The sequence below is a fragment of the Sphaerisporangium sp. NPDC051017 genome (assembly GCF_040683095.1).
In the GTDB taxonomy this organism is placed as follows: Bacteria; Actinomycetota; Actinomycetes; order Streptosporangiales; family Streptosporangiaceae; genus Sphaerisporangium.
Genome location: NZ_JBFBCI010000041.1, coordinates 60,789 through 85,012, shown reverse-complemented (window position 1 = coordinate 85,012; position 24,224 = coordinate 60,789). Strand labels below are relative to the sequence as shown.

Annotated in this window: 22 protein-coding genes and 1 pseudogene; 9 read left to right on the top strand and 14 right to left on the bottom strand. The window is 70.6% G+C overall.

From position 1 onward, the window contains the following. Positions 1–30: 30 nt before the first annotated feature. The 4 genes from AB0M95_RS27820 to AB0M95_RS27805 are packed head-to-tail and all read right to left on the bottom strand — an operon-like array spanning position 31 to position 4,869. Positions 31–735, bottom strand: a complete 705-nt coding sequence (locus AB0M95_RS27820; protein ID WP_363770516.1) for a hypothetical protein — start codon at positions 733–735, stop codon at positions 31–33. Between the two features lie 23 nt (positions 736–758). Beyond that, positions 759–2,003 carry a glycosyltransferase family 4 protein gene (locus tag AB0M95_RS27815; RefSeq protein WP_363770513.1) on the bottom strand — a complete coding sequence of 415 codons (1,245 nt, stop codon included), beginning with the start codon at positions 2,001–2,003 and terminating at the stop codon, positions 759–761. Continuing rightward, entirely contained in the window at positions 2,000–3,430 is a 1,431-nt protein-coding gene (locus AB0M95_RS27810) for an O-antigen ligase family protein (RefSeq protein ID WP_363770510.1), read from the bottom strand. The genes AB0M95_RS27815 and AB0M95_RS27810 overlap by 4 nt, the downstream gene beginning before the upstream one ends. Beyond that, on the bottom strand, positions 3,427–4,869 hold the full coding sequence (locus tag AB0M95_RS27805) for a hypothetical protein (RefSeq protein ID WP_363770508.1): 1,443 nt from the start codon (positions 4,867–4,869) through the stop codon (positions 3,427–3,429). The genes AB0M95_RS27810 and AB0M95_RS27805 overlap by 4 nt, the downstream gene beginning before the upstream one ends. 495 nt (positions 4,870–5,364) lie before the next feature. On the opposite strand from AB0M95_RS27805, the gene AB0M95_RS27800 reads away from it, so the two are divergent. Together AB0M95_RS27800 and AB0M95_RS27795 are read left to right on the top strand one after the other, a co-directional pair. After that, entirely contained in the window at positions 5,365–6,558 is a 1,194-nt protein-coding gene (locus tag AB0M95_RS27800; protein WP_363770505.1) for a glycosyltransferase family 4 protein, read from the top strand. After that, positions 6,558–8,000, top strand: a complete 1,443-nt coding sequence (locus AB0M95_RS27795) for a sugar transferase (protein ID WP_363770503.1) — start codon at positions 6,558–6,560, stop codon at positions 7,998–8,000. Before AB0M95_RS27800 ends, AB0M95_RS27795 begins: the two co-directional genes overlap by 1 nt. Positions 8,001–8,261: 261 nt before the next feature. On the opposite strand, the gene AB0M95_RS27790 is transcribed toward AB0M95_RS27795, so the two are convergent. The 7 genes from AB0M95_RS27790 to AB0M95_RS27760 form a co-directional block, all read right to left on the bottom strand. Then, positions 8,262–8,423, bottom strand: a complete 162-nt coding sequence (locus tag AB0M95_RS27790; protein ID WP_363770500.1) for a hypothetical protein — start codon at positions 8,421–8,423, stop codon at positions 8,262–8,264. Next, complete coding sequence (locus tag AB0M95_RS27785) at positions 8,420–9,109, bottom strand: class E sortase (RefSeq protein WP_363770497.1); 690 nt, start codon at positions 9,107–9,109, stop codon at positions 8,420–8,422. Before AB0M95_RS27785 ends, AB0M95_RS27790 begins: the two co-directional genes overlap by 4 nt. Before the next feature lie 54 nt (positions 9,110–9,163). Then, positions 9,164–10,624 carry an HtaA domain-containing protein gene (locus AB0M95_RS27780; protein WP_363770524.1) on the bottom strand — a complete coding sequence of 487 codons (1,461 nt, stop codon included), beginning with the start codon at positions 10,622–10,624 and terminating at the stop codon, positions 9,164–9,166. A gap of 190 nt (positions 10,625–10,814) precedes the next feature. Further along, on the bottom strand, positions 10,815–11,441 hold the full coding sequence (locus AB0M95_RS27775; protein ID WP_363770494.1) for a class F sortase: 627 nt from the start codon (positions 11,439–11,441) through the stop codon (positions 10,815–10,817). 227 nt (positions 11,442–11,668) lie between these two features. Further along, positions 11,669–12,502: a hypothetical protein gene (locus AB0M95_RS27770; protein WP_363770521.1), complete on the bottom strand. Its 834-nt coding sequence runs from the start codon at positions 12,500–12,502 to the stop codon at positions 11,669–11,671. Between the two features lie 5 nt (positions 12,503–12,507). Continuing rightward, entirely contained in the window at positions 12,508–13,179 is a 672-nt protein-coding gene (locus tag AB0M95_RS27765; protein ID WP_363770491.1) for a hypothetical protein, read from the bottom strand. A gap of 68 nt (positions 13,180–13,247) precedes the next feature. Then, positions 13,248–14,960, bottom strand: a complete 1,713-nt coding sequence (locus tag AB0M95_RS27760; protein WP_363770488.1) for a metallophosphoesterase family protein — start codon at positions 14,958–14,960, stop codon at positions 13,248–13,250. A gap of 178 nt (positions 14,961–15,138) precedes the next feature. Here AB0M95_RS27760 and AB0M95_RS27755 point away from each other — a divergent pair, with 178 nt between their 5' ends. Next, on the top strand, positions 15,139–15,819 hold the full coding sequence (locus AB0M95_RS27755) for a hypothetical protein (RefSeq protein ID WP_363770485.1): 681 nt from the start codon (positions 15,139–15,141) through the stop codon (positions 15,817–15,819). Between the two features lie 70 nt (positions 15,820–15,889). Here AB0M95_RS27755 and AB0M95_RS27750 read toward each other — a convergent pair whose 3' ends face one another. The 3 genes from AB0M95_RS27750 to AB0M95_RS27740 form a co-directional block, all read right to left on the bottom strand. Next, the gene (locus AB0M95_RS27750) at positions 15,890–17,287 is read right to left on the bottom strand and encodes an endo-1,4-beta-xylanase (RefSeq protein WP_363770482.1); all 1,398 of its coding nucleotides are present in this window, start codon (positions 17,285–17,287) and stop codon (positions 15,890–15,892) included. Between the two features lie 326 nt (positions 17,288–17,613). Then, a complete protein-coding gene (locus AB0M95_RS27745; RefSeq protein WP_363770479.1) occupies positions 17,614–18,375 on the bottom strand; it encodes a GntR family transcriptional regulator in 762 nt (253 codons plus the stop codon). A 123-nt stretch (positions 18,376–18,498) separates the two neighbouring features. Continuing rightward, on the bottom strand, positions 18,499–19,278 hold the full coding sequence (locus AB0M95_RS27740; protein ID WP_363770476.1) for an MFS transporter: 780 nt from the start codon (positions 19,276–19,278) through the stop codon (positions 18,499–18,501). A gap of 309 nt (positions 19,279–19,587) precedes the next feature. On the opposite strand from AB0M95_RS27740, the gene AB0M95_RS27735 reads away from it, so the two are divergent. The 6 genes and pseudogenes from AB0M95_RS27735 to AB0M95_RS27710 all read left to right on the top strand — a co-directional run bounded on the left by AB0M95_RS27735 (position 19,588) and on the right by AB0M95_RS27710 (position 24,154). Next, on the top strand, positions 19,588–20,346 hold the full coding sequence (locus AB0M95_RS27735; RefSeq protein ID WP_363770473.1) for an SDR family oxidoreductase: 759 nt from the start codon (positions 19,588–19,590) through the stop codon (positions 20,344–20,346). 55 nt (positions 20,347–20,401) lie between these two features. Beyond that, positions 20,402–21,754, top strand: coding sequence for an FAD-binding oxidoreductase (locus AB0M95_RS27730; RefSeq protein ID WP_363770471.1), 1,353 nt, complete (start codon positions 20,402–20,404; stop codon positions 21,752–21,754). Positions 21,755–21,792: 38 nt separating this feature from the next. Continuing rightward, a complete protein-coding gene (locus AB0M95_RS27725; protein WP_363770468.1) occupies positions 21,793–22,638 on the top strand; it encodes an alpha/beta hydrolase in 846 nt (281 codons plus the stop codon). After that, positions 22,581–23,060 (top strand): annotated as a pseudogene (locus AB0M95_RS27720) (FAD-dependent oxidoreductase); the annotation flags it as partial. The gene AB0M95_RS27725 and the pseudogene AB0M95_RS27720, both read left to right, overlap by 58 nt. 55 nt (positions 23,061–23,115) lie before the next feature. Next, a complete protein-coding gene (locus AB0M95_RS27715) occupies positions 23,116–23,286 on the top strand; it encodes a hypothetical protein (RefSeq protein ID WP_363770518.1) in 171 nt (56 codons plus the stop codon). A 10-nt stretch (positions 23,287–23,296) separates the two neighbouring features. Beyond that, positions 23,297–24,154 (top strand): fumarylacetoacetate hydrolase family protein, encoded by an 858-nt coding sequence (locus AB0M95_RS27710; protein WP_363770465.1) that lies wholly within the window; start codon positions 23,297–23,299, stop codon positions 24,152–24,154. The last annotated feature ends 70 nt before the right edge of the window (positions 24,155–24,224 follow it).

The window sequence follows — 24,224 nt, the reverse complement described above, 5'->3', positions numbered from 1 at the left end:
GCTGCCGTACGGCAGCGCGCCTTCCCTGCCTCAGGAAGCCCTGCAGGCGATCAGCGACTTGGTGAACCCGGCGAAGCGCTCGGCGATCAGCGTGGAGTCGGGGAAGTAATGCCGCATATGAGTACGGCTCATCAGCTCGACCTCCATCACCAGAGGCAGCGCCTCGGCCCGGGTACGGGGGCGCTTGCCCCACGCCGACAGAGGCCACTTGGCGGCGATGGTCGTCTGCACCGGCAGCGGCAGGAACTGGAACAGCGGGAACACCCAGTGCGGCTCGACCGGGAAGTACAGGTGGGGCACCTGCACCCAGTGGCGATCCGAGAGCATGTGGACGGAATCGGCGAACCGCCTGCGCATCTCGTGCCCGCCGACGTGCTCCATCACCGAGTTGGAGAAGACCAGGTCGAACCGGCGGCCGGTGATGTGGGGCGGCAGAGCGCAGGCGTCACCGATCTCCATGGTCACCCAGTCGGGCAGCACGTCGTCGGCGACGCCCTTGACCGGCGGCTCGGGGTTGACCAGATGCACGTGGGCGGGTCGCACCGGAGATCGGGTCCAGGTGCGCACGGTGCCGCCTAGATCGATGACCTCCATCCGCGCGAGGTCGGGGAACCGTTCCAGCAGCATTCCCATGCGCTTGGCGCGGAATCCCGTGTTCAAGGAGTTCGGCTGGCCTATCAGACGCGAGCGCACGCCCTTGCCGCGGTCCGGACGTACTTCGTCTACCGACGTCATCTCTGGTTCCCGTCTCGCTGTGGTCACTTCTTCGCCCGGAGGCCCGCGCGGCGGGCCTCGGCGTAGATCTCCCCGAGGGCGCTCATGTGCCGTTCGGGAGAGAAGCGGGCGTTCGCCGTCATACGCGCGGACCTGCCCATCGACAGGCTTTTCTGCGGGTCGCGCAGCAGGGCCAGCGCCGCGGACGCCAGCTCCATGGGGACCTCCGGGGGCACCAGCCGCCCGGTGGCGCCGTCGGTGATGAGCTCGCCGATGCCGCCGACCGCCGTGCCGATCACCGGGACGCCGCAGGAGAACGCCTCCAGGATCGTCATCGGCTGGTTCTCGTGCCAGCGGGACGGCACGAGCAGGGCGGTGGCCGAGCGGACGAGCTCCAGCACCTCCTCGCGCGACCTGCGGCCGAGGAAGGTGACGCGGCCGGGTACGAGGTCGGCGGCCATCTTCTCCAGCCGCTCGCGGTCGGGCCCCTCCCCCGCGATGACCAGCCGCGCGTCCGCGCCGAGCAGGCTCATCGCGCGGATCGCCGTGTCGACGCCCTTGCCCTCGTGCAGGCGGCCGACGCACACCAGCGGGCCACCCGGCTCGGTCTTCTGCGGCGGGTCGGAGAGGTCGACGAAGTTGTCGAGCACGCGCAGCCGGTCGGGGTAGACCTCGGCGGTGGTGAGCTGGCCGGCCAGGAACTTGCTGGGGCTGATGAAGACGTTCACCCCGTCGTAGGCACCGAACCGGCGGTGCAGCCAGGTCTCCGCCGCGAGCACCGCGCTGGCCGAACGGGAGTCGTCCTTGCAGCGGCGGCGCACCGCCTCGCGCAGGCTGCCGCCGACACACGCGGTGCACACCTTGCCGTGGTCGAGGAAAGAGTACGACGGGCAGACCAGCTTGCAGTCGTGCAGGGTCATGACGACCGGCACGCCCGCCTCCCTCAGCGCGGACACCACCGAGGGTGAGAGCTGGTGGTAGATGTTGTGCAGGTGCGCGACATCGGGCTTGAAGTCGGCGATCACCCGGGCGATCCCGCGGCGGGCGCTGGTGGACCACAGCATGCGGCCGACGCCCTTGGCCTTGGCGATGGGGCCGCGAGGCGCCGGGTTCAGCTCCAGGTTCCGGGGAAAGTGCTCCTCGTACTTCGAGGCGATGTTCTCCGGATGCGCCATGGCGTAGAACGCCACCTCGCCGCCGTTCTTCACCTGCAACTCCGCCAGGCCCAGCATGTACGATTCCGCGCCGCCACGGCGGTAGAGGAACTTGTTGACGTGCAGAACCCTCACTGGGTCTCCTTCCCGGGCACCCCGACGCACAGGGCCAGCCCGGCGAACACCGCCAGATACCACATGACGACCACGGCGGTCATGATGTTGTCGGTCAGGGCCGACACAGCGAACGCGGTCACGCAGCCGGTGAAGCCGACGGCGATCCCGCGTGACGGGTCCGGGGAGCGGACGCCCGGCACCGGGGAGGTCGCGCGCAGCGCCTGCCGCGCGGCGATGAACAGGGCGGCCAGCAGGCCGAGATAGGCCAGCAGGCCGACGATCCCGGACTCGACCAGCGCCCGGACGTAGTCGTTGTGCACCTCTTTGTAGAGGATCAGCCGCGCGGTGCCGAGCCCGGTGCCGGTGATCGGGTTCTCGGGCAGCAGGCTGGTCGCCTCGATCCAGTGGTTGAACCGCCACACGAGCGAGTTGGCCTCGTAGCCGCCCGCCGTGTAGTTCTGCGACAGGTCGGAGAACCGCTGCAGCACCGAGGGCACCGCGACGAGCACTCCCCCGACGGCGACGAGGGCCGCGTAGATGACGCGGCGGTCCTGGAGGACCCCGACCACGAGCACGCCGATGAGCGCCGCGATCCACGCGCCGCGTGCGGCGGTGGCGACCAGGGCGGTGCCGAGGCCCGCAACGAGCAGGACGAGCCCCAACCGCGCGCGCCCGCGCACGTGCCACAGCATCGCCACGCCCATGATCATGATCATGTAGCAGAACCCGCCGAGCGAATTCGGGTGCCAGAAGGTGCCGACCGGCCGCATGAGCCCGTCCAGGTCCACCAGGCCGTTCCCGGTGACGACCTGGTAGAACGTGACCAGCACCGGGACCACGCCGGAGGCGAACACCGCGCCGAGCAGCGGCCCTCTGCGGGTCGGGTCGTCGGACACCAGCCGCTCGACAACGAAGATCATGATCAGGAAGGCCAGGACGCGCAGGACCTCGCCGACGCTGACGGCCGGGGCCCGGGAGCCGAGCAGGCTGAGCAGGCACGCGCCGAAGAACGCCAGGGCCGCCCGCGGTACCGCCGGGTGCGGGCGCAGTTCGGCGGGACGGCGTCCCTGAACGACAAGCCAGGCCAGCCCTGCGCAGATGAACAGCACCGCGAGCATCGAGGACGGGTCGAACAGGCTGGAGGCGGTCGGCTGCCCGCCTCCAGCGTCCACCGTGGCGTCGATGCTGGCCAGCTTGGCGGCGTCCAGGCTCGACCGGATCGCGAGGACGATGACCAGGAACAGCGTGAACCGGGTGATGGCGACGACGGTCAGCGCGCCGGCCATCACCAGCGCCACGGGCAGGATCCACGCGCTGCGCGGCGCGCCCGAGGCGAAAACGACGCCGCAGTACACCGCGAGGACGATCGCGAGCACGCTCGCGGCGAGCAGGCTGCGCTCGACGTGGGTCCGGGGCCTGCCAAAGGTGGAGCTGTGCGGGATCATGCCGCCTCCAGCCAGCGCAGCGCGTCCGTGTAGGGCGCGGGGAAGGTGACGATGAGCGGTTCCTTACCGACCTCGAGAGTCCCGCTCGTCCAGGACCACGAGCGGCCGCTCGGCAGCGCGGTCACCGCGATGGGGCGGGAGGGGTCGACGGCGGGCAGGGGCTGGGCGACGGGCGCCCCGCTCGTGCTCCAGAGGACCATCGTCGTCGTGGCCCCCTGGTCGGCGAGCCCGCCGCTGAGCCCCTGACGTGCCACGGGATGCCAGGTGCCGGTCGCGAAGTGTTCCCTGAACTTGTCGTACACCAGCTTGGCCGGGCGGGCGACGTTGTCCGCGCCGTACAACCCGCGCCAGTGCTCCGAGGAGACGAGCGCCCCCTTCGTCTTGTAGTTCAGCGGAAGGTAGACGATCCGCTTGACGCCGCGGGCGAGGAGCAGGGCGACCACCTTGGCGGTCTCCGTGCCGTGCAGCGCGGGGTCGTAGTCCGAGCCCGGCCAGTAGGTGCCCAGTTCCCACGCCTCGATCGGCATGCTCGCCGGCACCTTGGCGCGGATGTGGTCGATGACGTCGGGCACGGCCGACCAGCCCGCGTAGTAGTGGAGCTGGACGATGTCGAAGACGCCTTCCCTGTCCAGTTCGAAGACCGCGTCCTGGGCGGTGATGGCCCGCTGGGCCCTCGGCAGCGCGAACGCGGCCCGCAGCTCGTCCGCGCTGTTCGCGAGGGGGAAGTTGCCGTCGCCTCGTCCGGCGTAGAAGTCGCGGTAGAAGGTGAGGGCCCGGTCGGGCTGCCCGGCGTCCAGCAGAGCCTTGGCGACGGTGATGCCGTAGCCGGCGCTGGCCACCCCGGCGTCCAGCACCTTGGCGGCCGGGTCCGCGGCCCGCACGGCCCGCGCCCCGGCGCGCCCGACCGCCTGGTACTCGCGCGGGTCCACGCCCCAGCTCGTGAAGGCGTCGATCTCGTTCTCGATGCCGTACAGGTGTACGCCCTTTGCGGCGTAGCGGGTCACCGTGTCGCGCACGAAGGCCTCGTACGCGGCGGTGTCGGCGGGCGGGTAGGACACGGCGACGCGCGGGCGCTCGGCGCCGGGCCGGCCGCTCGCCCAGCAGGACCCGACGCGGATGCGCAGCATGACGCGGTAGCCGTAGGCGAGCAGGTCGCTCACGACGCGGTCGTCGAGCCACCAGTTGCGCTCGCCCCGACGCGGCTCGACGGCGCACCAGACGATCTCGTGGAACGTGCCACCTCCCCCGTACGCCTCGATGACGGCGTCGTGGGGGGTAGGCGGGTGCTGGTAGCCGTCCCACTTCAGACCGAAGGGCTGCTCGGGCGGCTGCCGATGGACCGGGGTCGTTCCGGGGGCGGGCCGCTGCGGGCCGGCCGTGCACGCGGTGGCGCACAGAACGGTCAGGACCGCGAGTACGGCCGCGACCACGCGGATCACGATTTCTCCTCCCAAGGACCAGCCATTTATAGCGCCTGCGACCCGTATCGCACAGCGACCATCAGGCGAACCGATAAATACGCGAACTGAAATGACTGGTGCCGTAAATTTCATCTTTGACGGGTTGTTCAGGCCTTGACTAACCGATAAAACCCGTATGGAATGCAGGAAATACCGAGGTGTGCCCGCCCCCTGCCCGACCCGGCCACCCAATCGCAGCTCAAGCGCGGGTTCCATCCCGAGAGGGCCAAAGATCTTATCTGGAACTTATCGACCCGCGGCGGTACGGATCGTTAACGATCAAGAGCGCGGCCATGAATTTCTCCCCCGGGGAAAGGTCCCACCGACTGCGGCGCGCCCGCGCGAGGTCGCGGGGGCCAACCGTCGGTGAAGAGCGCGGAAATACCCCGGACCCCCCTTTCCGGGGCCGTCCGAAATTCCCTAGCGTCCACGCAGAGGCGCGTTCCGCGATTGTCATATTTGGGGAGTTCGGGCATGCCCGCGGCCGAGACTACAGGTTCCATCGCACATTCCCCGGCGTCCGCCGATCGGCGGGTGCTCCGCATAGCCATGATCGGCCAGCGCGGCATCCCGGCCACCTTCGGGGGCATCGAGCACCACGTCGCGCACCTCGGGCGGCGGCTCGCCGCCCGAGGTCACGAGGTGACCGTCTACTGCCGCAACAACTACGTCCTCGAACGGCCCTCGACCGTGGACGGCGTGCGACTGCGGCACCTGCCCACCCTCGGCACCAAGCACTTCGACGCCCTCGCGCACAGCCTGGTGTCCACCATGGCCGCCCTAGCGGACGGCCACGACATCCTGCACTACCACGCGCTCGGCCCAGGCCTGTTCGCCCCGCTGCCCCGCTACCTGTCGCGCGCGCGGGTCGTACAGACCATCCACGGGCGCGACGACCGCCGGCAGAAGTGGGGAGGCGCGGCCAAGGCCGTGCTGCGCAGCGCCCGCTGGCTGAGCGAGCGCGTCCCCGACGCGGTCATCGGCGTCTCCCGCGAGATCGCCGACGAGTACGCGGCGCTCCGCGAGCGCCCGACCGTCCACATCGCGAACGGCGTCGAACGGCCGACCGCGGCCGTCTCCGCCGCGCCCGTCGTCGAACGCGGCCTGACCCCGGGGCGGTACGTCCTGTTCGTCGGGCGCCTGGTGCCCGAGAAGGCCATCGACCTGCTCATCCGGGCGTTCCGCGAGGTGCCGGGGGACATGCGGCTCGCCATCGTGGGCGGCTCGTCCTACACCGACGAGTACGTCCACGAGCTGAACGAGCTGGCGGCGGGCGACCCGCGCGTGCACATGCTGGGCTACCTCTACGGCGATGACCTGGCCTCGCTCTACCGCCACGCCGCCGTCTACGTACAGCCCTCGCACCTGGAGGGGCTGCCGCTCGCGCTGCTCGAGGCCTCCTCCTACGGCCTGCCGACCATCGCCAGCTCCCTCGGCTGCCACCGCGAGGTGATCGAGGAGGAGGGCCCGGGCGGGCGGCTGTTCCGCCAGGGCGACCACGAGCACCTGCGGGACGTACTGGTGCGCGTGCTCTCCTCCCTCGACGCCGAGCGCGACAATGCCCGGATCAGGTCCGAGGACGTGCTCGCCCGCTACTCCTGGGACGTCGCCACCGACCGCACCGAGTCGCTCTACCGCTCGCTGGTGGCCGCGCCGGAGCGGCGGTAATGACCGCCACGTCCCTGTCCAGGCCGGTCACCGCCGCTTCCGCGCCGTCCTGGGTGGGGCGCTACCAGCGCCGTCTGGTGGCCGGGGACGCGCTCGTCGTGTGCGCCGTCGTCGTCGGCTCCTACGGCGGCCGGTTCGGCTGGCGCCCGCCCGTCATGGCCGGCGTCCCCTACCACCTGGTCGGCCTGGTGATCGCGGCGGCCTGGCTGCTCTGCCTGCACCAGACGCGCTCCTACGACGGCCGGATGCTCGGCTACGGCATCGACGAGTACCGCCGGGTGGCCAACGGCAGCCTGTACCTCGCGGCGTTCGTCGGCATCACCTGCTACGTGCTCGACCTACCCCTGGCCCGCGGCTTCGTCGCGCTCGCCTGCCCGGTCGGCACCGCGGCCCTGCTCGGCTGGCGGTGCGCAGCCCGCACGTGGCTGCGCCGCCTCAGGGCGCGCGACGCGTCCTGGTCACACCGCGTGCTCGTGGTGGGCACCGAGTTCCGCGTCACGCACCTGATCCGCGAGCTGCGGCGGGAGGCGCAGGCCGGGTACGCGGTCGCCGGGGTGTGCCTCTCAGACGGGTACGACGACGCGCTGCCCTCCCTGCCGGGCGTCCCCGTGCTGGGCACCGTCGACGACGTGCGGCGGGCCGTGACCCGGGCCGGCGCCGACACCGTCGCGGCGACGGGCCTGACGATCCCCCGGATGCGCGCGCTGGCCTGGGAGCTGGAGGACATGGGCGTCAACCTGATCGTCGCGCCCGCGCTCACCGACGTCACCGGGCCGCGGATCCACACCCGGCCCGTCGGCGGGCTGCCGCTGCTGCACGTCGAGGCGCCCGAACTGGCCGGGCCGCGCCGCACGGCCAAGGACCTGCTCGAACGCGCGGTCGCGGCGCTGGCCGTCTTCGCGCTGCTCCCGGTGCTCGCGGTCGTCGCGCTGGCCGTGCGCCTCGACAGCCCCGGACCGGCCATATTCCGGCAGACCCGCGTCGGGCTCGGCGGGCGGCGGTTCACCGTGTACAAGTTCCGCTCCATGGTCGTGGACGCCGAGGCCGCGCTGGCGGACCTCGCCGCGCGCAACGAGAAGGACGCGGTGCTCTTCAAGATCCGTCACGACCCGCGCGTGACCCGGGTCGGCAGGTTCATCCGCAAATGGTCGCTGGACGAGCTGCCCCAGCTCTTCAACGTCGTCAGGGGCGACATGTCGCTCGTCGGCCCGAGGCCGCCGCTGCCGTCGGAGGTCGCCCGGTACGGCAGGGACGCGGCGCGGCGGCTGCTGGTACGGCCGGGCATCACCGGGCTGTGGCAGGTGAGCGGCCGGTCCGACCTGACGTGGGAGGACAGCGTCCGGCTGGACCTGTACTACGTCGAGAACTGGTCCTTCACGGCGGACCTGGTGATCCTGTGGAAGACGATCGGCGCGGTCCTGCGCCGCGACGGCGCCTACTGAGGCTGGACCGTGACATTCCCGGAGTCCCGGCAGGGCCGCGACATTCCCGAAGTCCTGGCAGGGCCGCGACATTCCCGGAGGTCCGCAGGGCCGGCTGCCGTCCGTGACATGCCTGGAGGTCCTGGCGGGGGCTGCCGTGAATCCTGGCCAGGCCGTGAACCCCTGAGTGGCCCGGCCGGCCGGGCCGGTGAACCCCGGCGGTGCTCAGCCGGGCCGTGACCCCTCGGCGTGCCCGGCCGGGCCGTGGCAGCGGTGGGGGTTCTACTCGCCGACCGTGACGTCGTCCGTCGGCAGCAGGCCGTCCACCAGCGGGAACACCACGTACCAGAGGAGCAGCACCACCACGGCGAGCAGCACCACGGCCGACACGAGCTTGCCGAACCTGCCGCCCGGAAGTCGCTTCCAGATCCACGGGTAGATCACGGGTGCCCCTTGAGTTCGGCCGGGCGGCCGGCGGACTTGGCCTGCTCGCGCACGAGCTCGGCGTGGACGATGAGCCGCTGCCAGTTCTGGAACTTGGGGTTGCAGGTGGTCAGCGTGAGCATGGCCTTGTCCGCCGGCCGGTTCTCGTCGTCCGGGTTCGGGGCGATCACCTCGACCTGGTTCGGCCGCACGATGCGTTGCCGGGTCACCTTGTAGACGAACCAGCCGGTCTTCGTCTCGGCCACGATCGTGTCGCCCTTGTGGAGGCGGTCGATGTCCCAGAAGACCGACGAGATCCGGTGCCCGGCGATGGCCACGTTGCCGACCTCGCCGGGCTGGGCGGTGCGCGGATAGTGGCCAGGCCCCTTGCTCAGGTCGGACTGGTCCACCCCCTCGACCACCGCCCACTTGCGGTCCAGCTTGGGGATGTGGATGCGGGCCATGGGCTGGCCCGGCACCGGGCGCGCCTCGTTCGCCGCCCAGCGCTTGTCCAGCTCGGCGGCGACGTCGTTCTGCGCGGCCTCGATCCGCCACGCCTTGCCGTACACCGCGTAGCCGGCGAACAGGAGCGCCAGCAGGCCGAGGGTGAGCATGACCTCGCCCACGGCCCGCGCGGCACGCCTGCCGGACGGCTCCCAGCCGTCCTCGACGTGCCGCGGGGTCTCCTGCTCGACGGTGCCGGTCACCGTTCGCCCGTCACTGCTCGCCCGGGCACCGCTCGTCCGGTCACTGGTCGCCTGTCACTGGTAGGCGCCGCGGCGGGAGGCGCGCAGCGTGATGCCGCCGCCCACGATGAGCCCGATGCCGGCGGTCATCAGCGGGATGACGAAGCCGTCGCCGGTCTTGGCCAGCTTCTCCTCGTCGCCCGCGTTCTTGGCGGGCAGCGTGGTGTTCTCCGTGACGGTGTGCGTCGGCTTGGGCGTCGCGCTGGTCGAGGTGGACTTCGACGGCGAGGAGGACGGCGAGGGGGACGAGCTCCTGCTCGGCGACGGGCTGTTCGAGGGACACCCGGAGGCGCTCGCGCTCGGGGACGAGCTCGCGCTGGTGCTGCCGCTGGGGGACGGAGTGGTCGAGGCCTCGGCCTCGGCATCGTCGAAGGCGGCGAACCGCACGACCATCTCGCCGGCCGCCCGCGCCGCCCCCGGGGATTGCGACGAGCTGGAGGAGGTCGACGGGCTCGACGACGCGGAGGTGGAGGGGCTGCTGGAGGAGCTCGAGCTCGGCGAGCTCGACGGGCTGGAGCTGCTGGAGCTGCTCGGAGACGAGGTGGGGCATGGCGAGCTGCTCGGTGTGGGCGAGCCCGAGCCCGACGGGGAGGGCGAGGCCGAGGGGCTGTGCGACCCGCTGGCGCACGGGCTCGCCGACGCGCTCGGCGAGGCGCTCGCGCTCGCGCTCGCCGAAGCGCTGGCGCTGCCGGAGACGCAGGGCGACGGCGACCCGCTGCCGGACGGCGAGGGGCTGCCCGACCCGCTGCCCGACGGCGAGGGGCTGCCGGAGTCCGCCGCGCCGGGGTTCGGGGCCGGCGTGCCGGCCTGGTCGAAGGTGACGGTGAGCGTCAGCGGGGTCAGCGGCTCGGTGCCGAGCACGTCTGCCAGCAGGCGGGCCGACTCCTCGGTGGCCTTCGCGGGCACGGCGGCCCACGTCACGGTCTCACCCTGGACTCCGGTCGCGTCCTCCTCGATGGCCAGGCGGGCCAGCTCGGTGAGCGGCATCGGGGTCGCGGCGGTGCCGGTCGGGTGCGCGGTGGCCGTCGCCGGCGCGTGCGTGGTCGGCGCCGCCGTGCCGCTGGGGCCGGCGGACGGCGCCGGGGCGGCGACCTCGGCGTGCAGCGCGGACTCGGTGCCGTTGATCACGACGAGAGGGTCGGCGATGACGACGGTCTTGTGCGCGCGCGTGATGGTGACGCTGCCGCCGTACTTGACGGTGCCGCCTCCGGTCGCCGGGTCATAGGAGCCGCTCGCGGCCGGGAAGTGGAACACGCCGTCCCGGTCGCGCTCGACTCCCCCGGCGAGGACCACCTGGGTGTCGCCGGCCTGCGCCGTGCCGTTCCTGCCCTGCTCGCCGAGGTGCTCGTTGATCGCCCAGGTGAGCGACCCTCCGGTGACCTCCCGCGTCGTGGGCTGCCTCACCTGCACCGACACCGAGGCGAGTGCCGCCACGGTCGACAGGCCACCGACCACCACTTGCACGAGGCCGAGCATGATCAACCAGCGGACGCGCCGTCGGGCCGGCCGGGGACGACCGATGGACGTGGGACTCATCGAACCAACCATCCTGAACTATCTGTTTCTGCGGACGTGGACATCCGGAAAGTCACAGAACACCGGTCAGCCGACGTGGCGCTGTGAACGAGGCGAAGGACAAATGAACGCGATCCGGACATTGCGACTGTTACGGGCCGGCCGGTTTCAGGGAGGCGTAGACGATCAGGTTGTCGGAGTGGGAGCCGGTCCCCCGGTCGAACGCGCCGGCGCAGGTGATGAGCCGCAGGCCGGGGTGGTCGATGTTCCCGTAGACCCGCTCGGTCGGGAACTCCGTCTTGCGCATCTGTTCCAGGCGGTCGACCGCGAACGAGACCGTCGACCGGTCGGAGCGCACGACCGTGATCGTGTCTCCCCGGCGCAGCTCGGCCGCCCGCGCGAACACCGACGGACCCGACCGGGTGCTCCTGTGCCCGACGATCACGGCCGGCCCCAGGCTGCCGGGGACGGGTCCGTACTTGTACCAGCCGGTCAGGTTGCGCGGGGCGAGCGGCGGCACCTCGATCTCGCCCGACTGCATCAGCCCGACGGGGCGCACGGGCGCGTCCACCCCGATGCGGGAGATCACGATCCGCACCGGGCGGACCTCGGCCACCGCGGGGCGGGCCGCCGCGGCGTACACCGGCGTCGCCACTCCCAGGAGAACGGCCACCGCGGCGACGACCGTCGTCACCGCCGTCGTCACCACGAAGGCGATCCGCACCGGCCGTCCGAACAGGCCGGGCGGCTTCTGGCTCTGCGTCACCCTCTGCGTCACTGTGTCTCTTCCCGTCTACGCGCGTCCGGGTCGTAAAAGGGTGTCGAGCTTCGGTTACGCCAAGGGGGCGGCCCGGCGGCTCACCGGTGTTGCCGCTGTGAAGGGTCTTTTGAAAGGTGCACAGAACGCGACGCGGACATTTCCGGCAGGCGTCCGGCTGGTGAGCGGAACGTGGAACGGCCGGGAAACGCGCCTCCGGGCCCTCTCCACGCGCACGCGACGCCGGATCAGGTCACCAGGACGGCGACCGCGAAGTACAGGTACAGGAACCCGCCGATGGACACCACGACCCCCGCCACGACGGGCGTCCACGCGGCCAGGGCCGTGGCCGCCGCACCCGCCCGCAGGCGGCGGCCGAGCAGCGCGTACCCGCCGATCGTCACGGCCCCGACGCCGGTGAGCGTGCAGGCCATCCCGACGCCGAAGGCGAGGACGAGCACGACGGCGTCGACGCCGCGTCCGGTGAGCAGACCGCTGACCAGCACGAGGAACGCCGACGGCGACGGCAGCAGCCCGCCGGACAGCGCGAGCGCCACCAGGCCCTTGCGCGACCACGGGTCGGTCGGCCCGTCGTCGTTCCCGTGCCCATGTCCATGACCGTTCCCGTGCCCATGTCCATGACCGTGCCCGTGCACATGCCCATGGCCGTGGCCGTGGCCGTGGCCGTGGCCCTGGGCGTGCGCGCGTGGGAGCCGTCCCCTCAGGTGCCGGTAGGTGAGATGGCCGCCCACCGCGACCACCACCAGCCCGGCCACCACCTGCATCCACGCCGTGACCGACTCCGTGCCGAACCCGGCGATCCCGCTCACGCCGACCCAGGCGAGCGCGAGCACCAGCACCGAGAGCGTGTGCATGGCCGCGACGATGACGCCGAGCCGCACCGCGTCGCGGTACCGCCCGTGCGTGCCGACCAGGTACGCGGCCGTGATGCTCTTGCCGTGCCCCGGCGCCACCGCGTGCGCCGCGCCCGCGCCGAGCGCGATGACGAGCGCCAGCCAGAACACCCCGCTGCCGTCGAAGAAGGCGACGAGCCGGTCGTCGAGCCCGGGAAGCCCGCCCATGCCGGTCACGCCCTCCCGCCGCGCCGCACCCGCCGGGCGACCAGGACGCCCGCGCCGGCGACCAGCACGACGCCCACGCCCGCGACCGTCCCCGTCACGCCCGCCGGGGTACTCGCCGCCGTGGCCGAGAAACGCACCCGCTGGGTGGCGGTAGCCTTGGTGAACAGCGTCCGCGCCGGGGTGGCGGGCGTCTCGGCGGTCAGCATCGTGCGGTAGTTCTCGTTGAGGTCGGTCAGCGCGGCGAGGGTGACCTGGACCTCGGTCACCGGGCCGTCGCAGTCGAAGCCGAACCGGGCGCCCTCGGTGAGCAGCGCCCGCAACTCCTCCAGCCGGGCCTCACAGGGACGGCCGTTCCGCGCGACGGTGATCCGGCCGAGCAGGTAGTCGCGAACGGCGGGCGAGCGCGACAGCTTCTGCTCGCCGGTCAGCGCGGTCGACACCGCGCCGGTCGCGGGGTCCTCGAACGCGCCGACCGACTGGCCGAGCGCGACCCAGTCGTCCTCGGCCGCCATCCACGACAGGGTCACGTGCGAGCCGTCCGCGCTGATCCGCGCGGTGGACGGCGGGCCGAACGGGTGCGCGGCGGCGGGCACGGCGCACGCGACGACGGCGAACGCGCCGAACACGGCGGCGCACGTCAGCGGCGCGGCCTTCGGCATGAGGGTACGGATTTTCACCACGAGCTCCAGTCCGGTCCGGCCGGACGCGGGCCCGCACGCGGCGGCGGGCCCGCGTCCGGCGTGGGTCACTTCTTCGTCACCGTGATGACGGGAGAGGTGATCTTCTGGTGCTCGCTGGACAGGTACACCACGTACGTCTCGTCCTTGCGGGAGACGGACGGGGCCTTGAAGGTGTAGGTCAGCCGGCCGAGTTCGTCGGCGGTGCGGTAGCCGACCAGGGAGCTGTCACGGTCCCACAGCTTGCACAGATCCCGCCAGCTGCGGATGCGGGCGCGCTCCTGCTGCGCCTGGTCGGCGTCGCGCAGGAAGACGGCGACCTTCTCGCCCGGGTCGTACCCGTAGGCCGAGACGGTGATCTCGCCGCGCGAGTTCACCGTGGTCTTGTCGACGGCGACCTGCTCGCCGGTGGTGTTCTGCTCGGTGCGGATCTCGTTGACGGTGCGCTCGCCCTTGTCGTTCTTGCGGACGAGGAACCCGTCGTGGTGCTGCCCGTTGGCGTAGCGCGCCTCGAAGCGGAGCTGGCCCTTGTCGACGTCGATGAGCTGGTAGAGCTGCATGTCCTGGCCCTTGCTCACGACCTCGGCGCCGTTGCCGGTCCAGTTCTCGCCGTTGTTGAGCGCGTACATCTTGCCGCCGGAGACCGACACGACGTACACCACGCCGTTGTGGACGGCGGCGGACTTGCGGGCGGTCTGCACGTTGCCGCGCCCGTAGGAGTGGTCGTGACCCTGGAGGACCAGGTCCACGCCGTACTTCTCGAACAGCGGGCCCCACTGCGCGCGCACCTGCGGGTTGTTGCGGGTGCCGGTGGTTGAGTAGACGGGGTGGTGGAAGGTCACCACGGTCCACTTGTTCGGGTTGTTCTTGAGCAGGTTCTCCAGCCACGCGGTCTGCGCGGCCATCAGGGAGGCGTTGCTCTGGTAGTTGGAGTCGAGGCCGATGAAGCGCACGCCCTGGTAGTCGACGGAGTAGGCGGTCTGCTTCAGCTCGGGGCTACCCGGCCCGTTGTCGGGATACGGGAACTGCGGCCGCCAGAAGCTGGACAGGCCACTGCTGTACTCGTGGTTGCCGGGGATGGAGAAGTTGTTGACCTGGCTGTCGATGAAACCGCCGGCCTTGTACCACTGGCCCCACTGCTCTTCGCTGTTGGCCGAGTCGATCAGGTCACCGGCGTTGACGATGACCTTGGCCTGCGGGCGCTCGGCGAACGCCTGGCGGAAGACGCGCGGCACCGCGGAGTCGATGTAGTTCTGCGCGTCGCCGTAGTAGATGAACGAGAACGGCTGGAAGTCCACGGCGGCGGTCGTGAAGTCCGTCCACTCGCTCCAGTTGGTGCCGTCGCCGACGCGGTAGGTGTACCGGGTGCTCGGCTTGAGGCCGCTGAACTCCACGGTGTGGTACGTCGAGGCGTACCCCAGCGTCGTGTTGACCGGCGTGCTGGAGACGGCCTTGACGTTGGTGACCGCCCCGGCGGCGGGGGCGACCTGGCCGAGCGCCTTCGGCGACTCCAGGATCTCCGCCTGCGCGAACTCGGCCGTGGTCTCGGCGCGCCAGGTCACCTTCTGGGAGGTGGCGGGCGTGGTGGTCGGGGTGAGGATGACGCGGTCGGGCATGGGGGACGGCTTGTGGATCTCGGCCGCCGGGTAGCGCGGCGGCGCGGCGGCGCCGAAGGCCACCGGGCCGAAGGCGATGCCGCCGACGAGCAGCGCGCCGACACCGACGAGGGCGAGCCTGGCCTGTGCGGAGCCCTTGAGCCAGATCTTTCTTTCGTTGCTCACGTGGGGTTTCTTTCTGTCCGTAAGGGAGGGGAGTTCCGTCCGCGGAGCACGACGGTGATCGCATTCATCCAGCCGCCGCTGGCAGAAGACTGAAGATCACCTGGACCCGAAATGAACATAGAATCGTATATGACCTAGATCACATAGCCTCTGACCTGGGAATTCGCGAAGAAGTTGGATGATCGGTTCGTCACCGGCACTCTCCACGCCGGACACGCCGCGTTGCCTCGGCATTCAGCCGGCCCCGCCTACGATCAAGGGTGCGTCCCGCAGCCCTCTCGTCCCATTCCGGACCTCGCTCGTCCGGGCCCCGCCGCTCGTCCGGATCTCACCGTTCGCCCGGGCCGCGCCGATGACCGCCGTACGGCCGGTCGCGCCGCGGCGGTGGTCCCGTCCGCTGGCCATGCTGGCCACGCTGCCCGGCGTGCTGGCGCTCGGCGCGCTGTTCGTCGTCCCGCCCGGCCGGGCCGTCGTCAAGGACGACGCGTTCATGACCGCGCAGACGACCGGCCTCCTCAACATCGAGGCCGGGGAATGCTTCGACGACCCGGTGTACTCGCCGGCCGCGGGCGAGAAGATCGTGCTCTACAAGCCGTGCCCCGAACGCGCCGACAACCAGGCCTACGGCTTCGTGCACGCCGCGGACGGCCCCTGGGACCGCGCCGGGCTCGCCGCGTTCGCGTGGAAGAACTGCGCGCAGGGCTTCGCCCACTACTGGCCCGGCGAGGCCGGCGCGGGACTGAACTACTACCCGGTCATGCCGACGGCGGAGACCTGGGCCGACGGCGACCGCGACGTCATGTGCGTCGTCTACAGCCCCCACGGCAAACTGACCCGCTCACTGCTCCCCCTCAAGTGACCCCGGGTGCGCGGGGGCCGGGCATGCGGGAGGCCGGATGTGCCGGAGGCCCGGCACATCCGGCGCGGGGTCAGGGGCTGGCGCAGGTGGCGGTGGGGGTGGTCGCGGCGCCGTTGGCCGTGAAGCCGAAAGTGGCGGACCCGTTCGCCGCAATGGAGCCGTTGTAGGGGGCGTTGCGTACCGTCACGGTGGAGCCGGAGACGGTATGTGTGCCGTTCCACAGGCTGCTGATGGCCTGCCCGCCGGGCCAGGTCCACCTCACGGTCCAGCCGTTGACCGGCGACGTGCCCGCGCGGACCGTCACCGTCGACTGGAACCCGCCCTGCCAGCTGTTGACCGTCGTGATCGTCGCCGAGCAGGCACCCGGCTCCGGCGTCGGGGTGGGTGTGGGAGTGACGGTGGGCGTCGGGGTCGGGGTGGGGTTGGGGTCCGCGGCGTTGAGCGCGTTGAGGACGGAGGTGTAGGCGGCCTTCTTGTTGCCGTTGCCGTCGAACAGCAGCGGGGTGTCGCCCGAGCGCCAGGAGTCGCTGTCGCGCACGCCCCACGTGGTGATGCCGACGCAGCGCGGCACGGCCAGGCAGTCGTTGGTCACGTTGGCGTAGGTGGTGGCGGAGGCGCCCTGGATGTCCAACTCGGTGATGGCCACGTCGACGCCGAGGGCGGCGAAGTTCTGCAGGGTGGTGCGGAAGTTGCTCGGGTAGGGGCTGCCGCCGTTGAAGTGGGCCTGCAGACCGACACAGTCGATGGGCACGCCGCGGGACTTGAAGTCGCGGACCATGTTGTAGACGCCCTGCGTCTTGGCCCAGGTCCAGTTGTCGATGTTGTAGTCGTTGTAGCAGAGCTCGGCGGCCGGGTCGGCGGCGCGCGCGGTGCGGAAGGCGACCTCGATCCAGTCGTTGCCGGTCCGCTGGAGGTTTGAGTCGCGGCGACCGCCGGAGCCGTCGTCGAAGGCCTCGTTGACCACGTCCCAGGCGTAGATCTTGCCCTTGTAGTGGGCCATCACGCCGTTGATGTGGTCGATCATCGCCTGGCGCAGCGCGCTGCCCGACAGCGACTGCATCCAGCCGGGCTGCTGGGAGTGCCAGGCCAGCGTGTGCCCGCGCACCTGCTTGCCGTTCTGGACCGCCCAGTTGTGGACCCGGTCACCGTTGGTGAAGTTGAACTGGCCACGGTTCGGCTCGGTGGCGTCGATCTTCATCTCGTTCTCGGCCGTCACCATGTTGAACTCGCGGTTGGCGATCGTGGTGTACGCCGAGTCGTTCAGCTTGCCCGCGTTGATCGCGGTGCCGAAGTACCGCCCGCTTTGGGCGGCCGCCGCGCCGAGCGTGCTCGCGGCGGCATCGGAGGGGGCCGGCAGCGTGAGCGCCGTGATCGTGCCGAGTACACCGAGCGTGCCGGCGATCAGGGCCCGGCGCAGGCCGCTGACGGGTCGCCGGGTTCCAGGCGGGGGTATGGCGTTTGCGCCCATGCCTGAGCCTCCACAACTAAGTCACGGAATAGCGGGAAACGCGGCGACGCCCTGCGGTATCGGCGCTCCACCCCATAACCGGGAACGCACCACCACTCGGGCATCGCCGGCGGAGGCCCCCTGCCGCCGCACCAACGACCTGTCAGGGAGACCGCCTCGGTGGCTCAGTCTGGAAACCGCTCCGAAACATGTCAAGATCGCTATGAAACTTTCAATGACCCCATGCGCACACGCATCCGCGCGCGTGCTTCACACTCCGTCCCGGCCTGCCGAAATACTGAAACGACCCCGCCATCACAGGGCGAAACATTCGATGAAAATTTCAGTCAGGGCAGGCGCGTCGTCCCCGTCACGTGCCGCTCGGCGGCGGCCTGCGACAGCTGGGGCTTCGGAACGCTGACCGTGTCGAGGAAGAGGAGCTTCACCGTGCGTTCGAGATGGGTCACGAGCGCGTTCGTGCAGGCCTCGACGTCGTCGGTGAGCGCTGCCTTGAGTATCGCCTCGTGCTCCTCCTGGGAGACCCGGAGCCGCTCGAGAAGTGTATCCTCGCCCGCCACACCCTCGTTGGTGAGGTAGGCCAGGCGGTATCGCTCGGCCTGGTCCCACAGGGTCGCGAGCAGCGTGCGCATCCTGGTTCCGGTTCCCGCGATGATCCCCATGTCGAAGTCGCGGTGCTCTCGACGGAAGCGTTCGAGGTCGCGATCCTCGATCGCCGCGGCCATCTTGGCGAGTTGCCGGCTCAACGCCGTGCGCGACGGGCGGTCGAGGGGCAGGGTCGCCCGCACCGCCACCGGCTCCAGAGCGATCCGCATCGCGTAGATCTGGTCGAGGTCTTCGAGATCCAGCTCCGACACGCGCATCCGCTGATTGAAGTTTCCGCTCACGAGATGCTCGGCCGCGAGCCGGCGCAGCGCCTCGCGCAACGGTGTGCGGCTGATGCCGAGATCCCGCGCGAGTTGTGCCTGCGAGAGGGTGCTCCCGGGGGTGAGCGCCCCGTTGAGGATGTCCGAGCGCAGCATGCGGTAGGCGAACTCGGTTGCGTCCTCGTCGCGGCCGCGTGTTCCGCCCGTTGGGCTGGTCGTGGCCATAGGTGAAGAACTCCTAAGCGGTCACACCACGCACGGTCGTGCGTGGTGTGACGTCGAGTCTATATGTAGACAGTTTTCACGGTCGTATGGCACCGCTCAGCGCACTTCGAGGCCGAGATGGTGTCACAGCAGGCTTGCCACCTGTCGACGACGCAGCGACGCCCAGAGCGCCACGACCGCGATCACCGTGACGATGCCGAGGACGCCCATCGCGGTTGGTCGTGTCCCGACCAGGGTGCCAAGCCCCGCGACGACAAGCGGCGAGGCGAACTGACCGAGGAACACCGCCGACGTCCAGCGGCCGCTCGCCCGGCCCCGCTGGTGGAACGCGAGGGAGGACAGGGTCCAGGTGAGGAGGGTGGGGAGGAAGACCCCGGCGCCCGCCGCGGTGATCGCGGCGCCGACGACGAGCCAGGGGACGGAACCGGCGAGCCACACCATGAGGAGCCCGACCGCGGAGATGCCGAACGTCGTGGGGAGCAGGCGCTTGACCCCGAATCGGGCGAGCCATCGGATCGAGTAGCTCGCGGCCCCCGAGATCAACTGGGTCACCGCGGACGCGAGGCGCTTACGGCCGATCTTGTCCGCGATCACCCCCGCGAGGGAGGCGAGCAGGGCGATCATCAGTGCCGGCACCGTGAGGATCAACACCGCGAGGACGTCGGCGCCGGGCGTCGACGCGAAGGCGGCGCTGATCGTGGGCAGCGACGGCGCCAGGAGGACGGCGCCGAGCACCGGCATGGAGACGGCCGCCAGAAGTACCCCGGCATGGCCGGCCCCGGCGGGTTTGCCGGTCCGGGGGTTGACGGCGGCTTCGGGCGACGAAGTCGGCGGAGTGATGGTGTCCGTCTCCGCGACCGATGCGCCTACGGCGGGCCGGGACGGTTGGAATGACTCGGACAAGGGGGCCTCCTCATCGAGCGCTTGGTCAGGAGACTTAGTAGCACGCACGACATCATCTGTCTACAGAGATTTAACTTCTGTAGGCAGACCTGTAGGCAAAGCGTGATAACGTCCGGCGCTCATCTCGCTCTCGTTTCGTCGACAGAGACCCCTACAGCGCGCGATGCGCGGCACGACTTGCCAGGTCGATCTCGCGACGGCTGCTTGCATTCAGTCGGCAGTTTCTGACAATCTGCCGACAGAAAGCGCAGCGCAGAGTCGTGGATCCTCTAGGAACCTCGTCTCGGCTTGATCAAGGAGAGGATTGCTGTGGCAGGTTTCCCTGGTGCGCATGTCGGCCGTGTCGCCGTCGTGACGGGAGGCGGGACCGGTCTGGGCCGGGCGTTCTCCCTCCGGTTGGCCCGCGACGGTGCCCGGGTCGTCGTCGCCTATCTGCGCGATCAGGGCGACACGGTGGATGCGATCACGCGGGAGGGCGGCGAGGCGATCGCCGTGCAGTGCGACGTGACGTCGGCCGAGTCCGTGGAGCGGCTGCGGGCCGCGGCGGACGAGCTCGGCGGTTGCGACATCCTCGTGAACAACGCGGGAGTCCACCCGAACACGCCGTGGAACGAGCTGGAGTTCGACGAGTGGCGGCAGGTCCTCTCCGTCAACCTCGATGCCGCGTTCCTCACGTGCAAGGCCTTCAGCAAGGGCATGGCGGATCGGGGCTTCGGCCGGATCATCAACATCTCCAGCGATGTCGTCGACCTCGTACTCCCCGGATTCGCGCACTACACCGCGAGCAAGGCGGGCCTTATCGGCTTGACGCGATCGCTCGCCACCGAGCTGGCGCAGGACGGCATCACCGCCAACTGCGTCCTGCCCGGTCTGACGCGGACCCCGAGCGTGGATGCGCAGTGGGCGGGGAGGACGCACGTGCTGGAGGCGTTGGTGCAGCACCAGGCGATCAAGCGCCCCGGAGTTCCCGAGGATCTCGACGGCGTCGTCTCCTTCCTCGCCACCGAGGACGCGCGCTGGCTCACCGGCCAGTCGATCGTGCTCGACGGCGGGCAGATCCGGTACTGATCGACGGCGGCCGCGCCCGCCTCCACATTCAGCCATCGAAGGAGACGACACCGCCATGGACGAGCGCTCGACGACGATCGCACGATCCGCCCCCGAGTACGAGGCCGCCCGGCAGCGCGCCGTGTGGAACGACCTGAAGCCCGACCGCTATCCCGACGTGATCGTGCAGGCGCGCTCCGAAGCCGACGTGCTGCAGGCGGTCCGGGACGCGCGGGAGCGAGGGCTTCGCGTCAAGGCCCGCTCCGGCGGGCACAGCTGGACGGCTTCGGGCCTGCGCGACGACGGGGTTCTCGTCGACCTCTCGCAGCTCAAGGACATCACCTTCGACGCCGATACCGGGATGGCGACGGTGCAGCCGGGCGTGTACGGGGGCGAGCTGAACCAGGTGCTGGAGGCCGAGGGGCGCTTCTTCCCGTCCGGGCACTGTCCTACCGTCGGGCTGGGCGGCTTTCTGCTCCAGGGCGGGCTCGGCTGGAGTTCGCGCGTCTACGGACCGGCCTGCGCGAGCGTGGAGGCGATCGACGTCGTCACCGCGGACGGGCGGCTCGTCCATGCCGGCGCCGACGAAAACCCCGACATCCTCTGGGCCGCCCGAGGGGCAGGACCGGGATTCTTCGGGATCGTCACGCGCTTCTATCTGCGCACCTACCCGAGCCCGTCCGTCCGCCGCGTGAGCATCTACGTCTACCCGATCGACGTGCTGGACGAGGTCCTTCGCTGGACCCTGGAGAACGCTCCGTCCGTGGCGCCCGAGCTCGAGCTTCTCGTCGTCGCCACCAACCCGCGCACGCCGGCCCTGACGACGGACCTGGGCGAGCCGGCGGAGGGGCCGACCGCGCTACAGCTCATCGGCAGCGCCACCGCGGACGACGAGGCGCGGGCGCACGAACTGCTGCAGGCGCTCGAGACCTGCCCGGTGCTCGACCGGGCGCTCGTGAGAGAGGTCGCCATCCCTGCGACGATGGACATGCTCTACGCCAACGTGGGCGCCATCGAGCCGCCCGGCTACCGGTGGGCGGCGGACAACATGTGGACCGACGCGGACCCGGATGTCCTCGTGCCGGCCGTGCGGGAGATGTTCCTCAGCGTTCCGACGCCGGTCTCGCACATCCTCTGGTATCCGTGGACGTCCCCTCCGCTGCCCGACGCCGCGATGTCGTTGACGGGCAAGCTCTACCTCGCCGCCTACGCGGGATGGTCCGATGCCGCCGACGACGCCCGGGGCATCGCCTGGGTCACCGAGAACATGCGCCGCCTCGAGCCGCTCGCCAAGGGCATCTCCCTCTCGGACGAGAACCTCGCACGCCGGAAGGCGCCCTGGGGATCCGCGGAGGCGGAGGCCCGGCTGGAGGAACTGCGCGCGGTGCATGACCCCGACGGCAGGTTCCACGGGTTCCTGACCGCTTAGTGAGACCGGACAGCATGATGAACGACGATGGAGCACGGATGCCCGACACGAGCGTGATCGCGACCACGCATGAGTACGCCGTCACGGAGTCGGGTCGACTCTTACTCGACCTCTACCGGGCGGAGGGATCGCGCGCGGCGGTGATCCTGCTGCACGGGGGTGCGTGGGTGATGGGAAGCCGTTCCGACTACGACCAGCGGCCCCGCGGTCTCGCCGAGCGAGGCGTCACGGTGGCCTCGATCGACTATCGGCTCGCGGGCGACGCGCCGTTCCCGGCCCAGCGCGCCGACATCGAGAGCGCGGCGGCCTGGCTGATCGACACGGGCGTCGTCGACGACCCCTCGCAGATCGTCCTCATGGGTGCGTCTGCCGGTGCGCATCTCGCGGCGCTCGCCCTGCTCACCTCGCACACCCGGTTCGCGGGCTTCGTCGGGCTCTTCGGGCGGTACGACCTGACCGCGCTCGGCGACGTGTTCCAGCCGAGCGGCGACCTCGAGGTGCCCGCCGACATCCGCGCCATGCGGCCCTCCGCCCGATCGGCCCATCTGGACCTGCGGGGCCGGCTCGCTCTGCTCGCGGGCGTCGAGGCCGCCCAGCTCGACGAGCGGCTCCTCGAGGAGCTCAGCCCGGCGGCCAGGATCTCGCCGGGAGCGCCCCCGATGCTGCTGCTGCACGGCGAGGCCGATGCGGTCGTCCATCACGGGCACGCCCTGCACTTTGCCGCGCGGGCCGCCGATGCGGGCGTCGCGTGCGAAGTCGCGCTCATCCCCGAGGTGAATCACGAGGACGAACGGTACGGCGGCGACGACTGCCTCGACCGGGTCGCGTGGTTCGTGGGCAAGGCGACGTCTCGCTCAACTCGATCGAAAGGAGTGCGACTGTGACCGTGGATGCCGATGTCATCGTCGTGGGAGCCGGACCGTCAGGGCTGACGGTGGCGGCCGAGCTGGCGCTCGCGGGGAGCAAGGTGCTCGTGCTCGAGCGCCGTGAGGAGGGCGTCCAATCGCGCGCCGGCACGGTGCTTCCGAGGGTGCTGGAACTCATGGACTACCGAGGCCATGCGCAGAGCTTCATCGACCGGGCGCGCGAGATCCGGCAGAACCCCCTCATCCCGTTCCACATCTGGGCGGGCATGCAGCCCATCCAGTGGTCGAACCTGGGCTCGGCGTTCGGCTATCGCCTGACCATCCCGCAGAACGTCACCGAGGAGCTGCTGCACGAGGTCGTCGAGGCACTCGACGTGCCGATCCTGCGCGGCCGCACCGTCGTCTCGCTCGACCAGGACGCCGATCAGGTGACGGTGGGCGCGCAGACGCCGAGCGGGGTGGAGGAGCGCTACACCGCGGCTAGTCGCGACCGGCGTGATCAGCGGCGTCGTGCCCCAGCTGGCGGGAGTCACCGCGCTGCTCGTCCGGCCGGACGGCTACGTTCACTGGGTGAGCACCTCCCCCTCGCCTTCTCCCGACGATGCGCGCGGCGCGGTCGCCGACTGGCTCACCGACGTCGCGACAACCGATTCACCGACCGCGTGAAGGAACAATGATGAAGATCGGAAATCTGAACGGCAGACTCGTCGTCGTCTCCGGCGATCGCGCCATCGACGTCGAGACCGCGAGCGAGGGGCTGTACTCCTCGGACCCGCAGGCGGTCTACGACCGGTGGGCGTCGTTCGTGGAATGGGCACGCGAGATCGGCGAGGACGGCGTCCCATTCGACGAGTCGGAGCTCGGCGCGCCGGTGCCGCGCCCCCGACAGGTGTTCGCCATCGGGCTGAACTATCGCGAGCACGCCAAGGAGAGCAACTTCGACCTGCCCGAGGACCCCGTGGTCTTCACGAAGTTCCCGAGCAGCATCACCGGTCCGCGATCGACGGTGGAGCTTCCGACCGGCACGGTCGACTGGGAGATCGAGCTCGTCGCGGTGATCGGCGCGCCCGCGCACCACGTCGCCGTCGAGGATGCCTGGGACCATGTGGCCGGCCTCACCGTCGGGCAGGACCTCAGCGAGCGCGTGGTGCAGCGCCGTGGTCCCGCGCCGCAGTTCAGCCTGGGCAAGTCGTTCCCGGGGTTCGCTCCCATCGGACCGTTCGTCGTCACCCCCGATGAGTTCGAGGATCGCGATGCGATTCCGCTCACGTCGACCCTCGAGACGGACGGGAAGGTGGAGATGCTCCAGGACGGCACGACGGCAGACCTCATCTTCTCGGTCCCCGAGCTGATCTCGAGGCTGTCGGCCGTCGTCACGCTCTTCCCGGGCGACATCGTGTTCACCGGAACGCCGTCGGGCGTCGGGATCGGATCGACACCTCCGCGGTACCTGGCTCCGGGACAGACGCTGACCAGCACCACCCCGGGCATCGGATCGCTCGTCAACACCCTCGTCGGGCGTTCGTCGTCCTAGTCGACATACCTCAGCGAACTGTCACCAGAAGAAAATGCCCGGCGCGGCGCCATCCAGAAGGGTTCGGCGG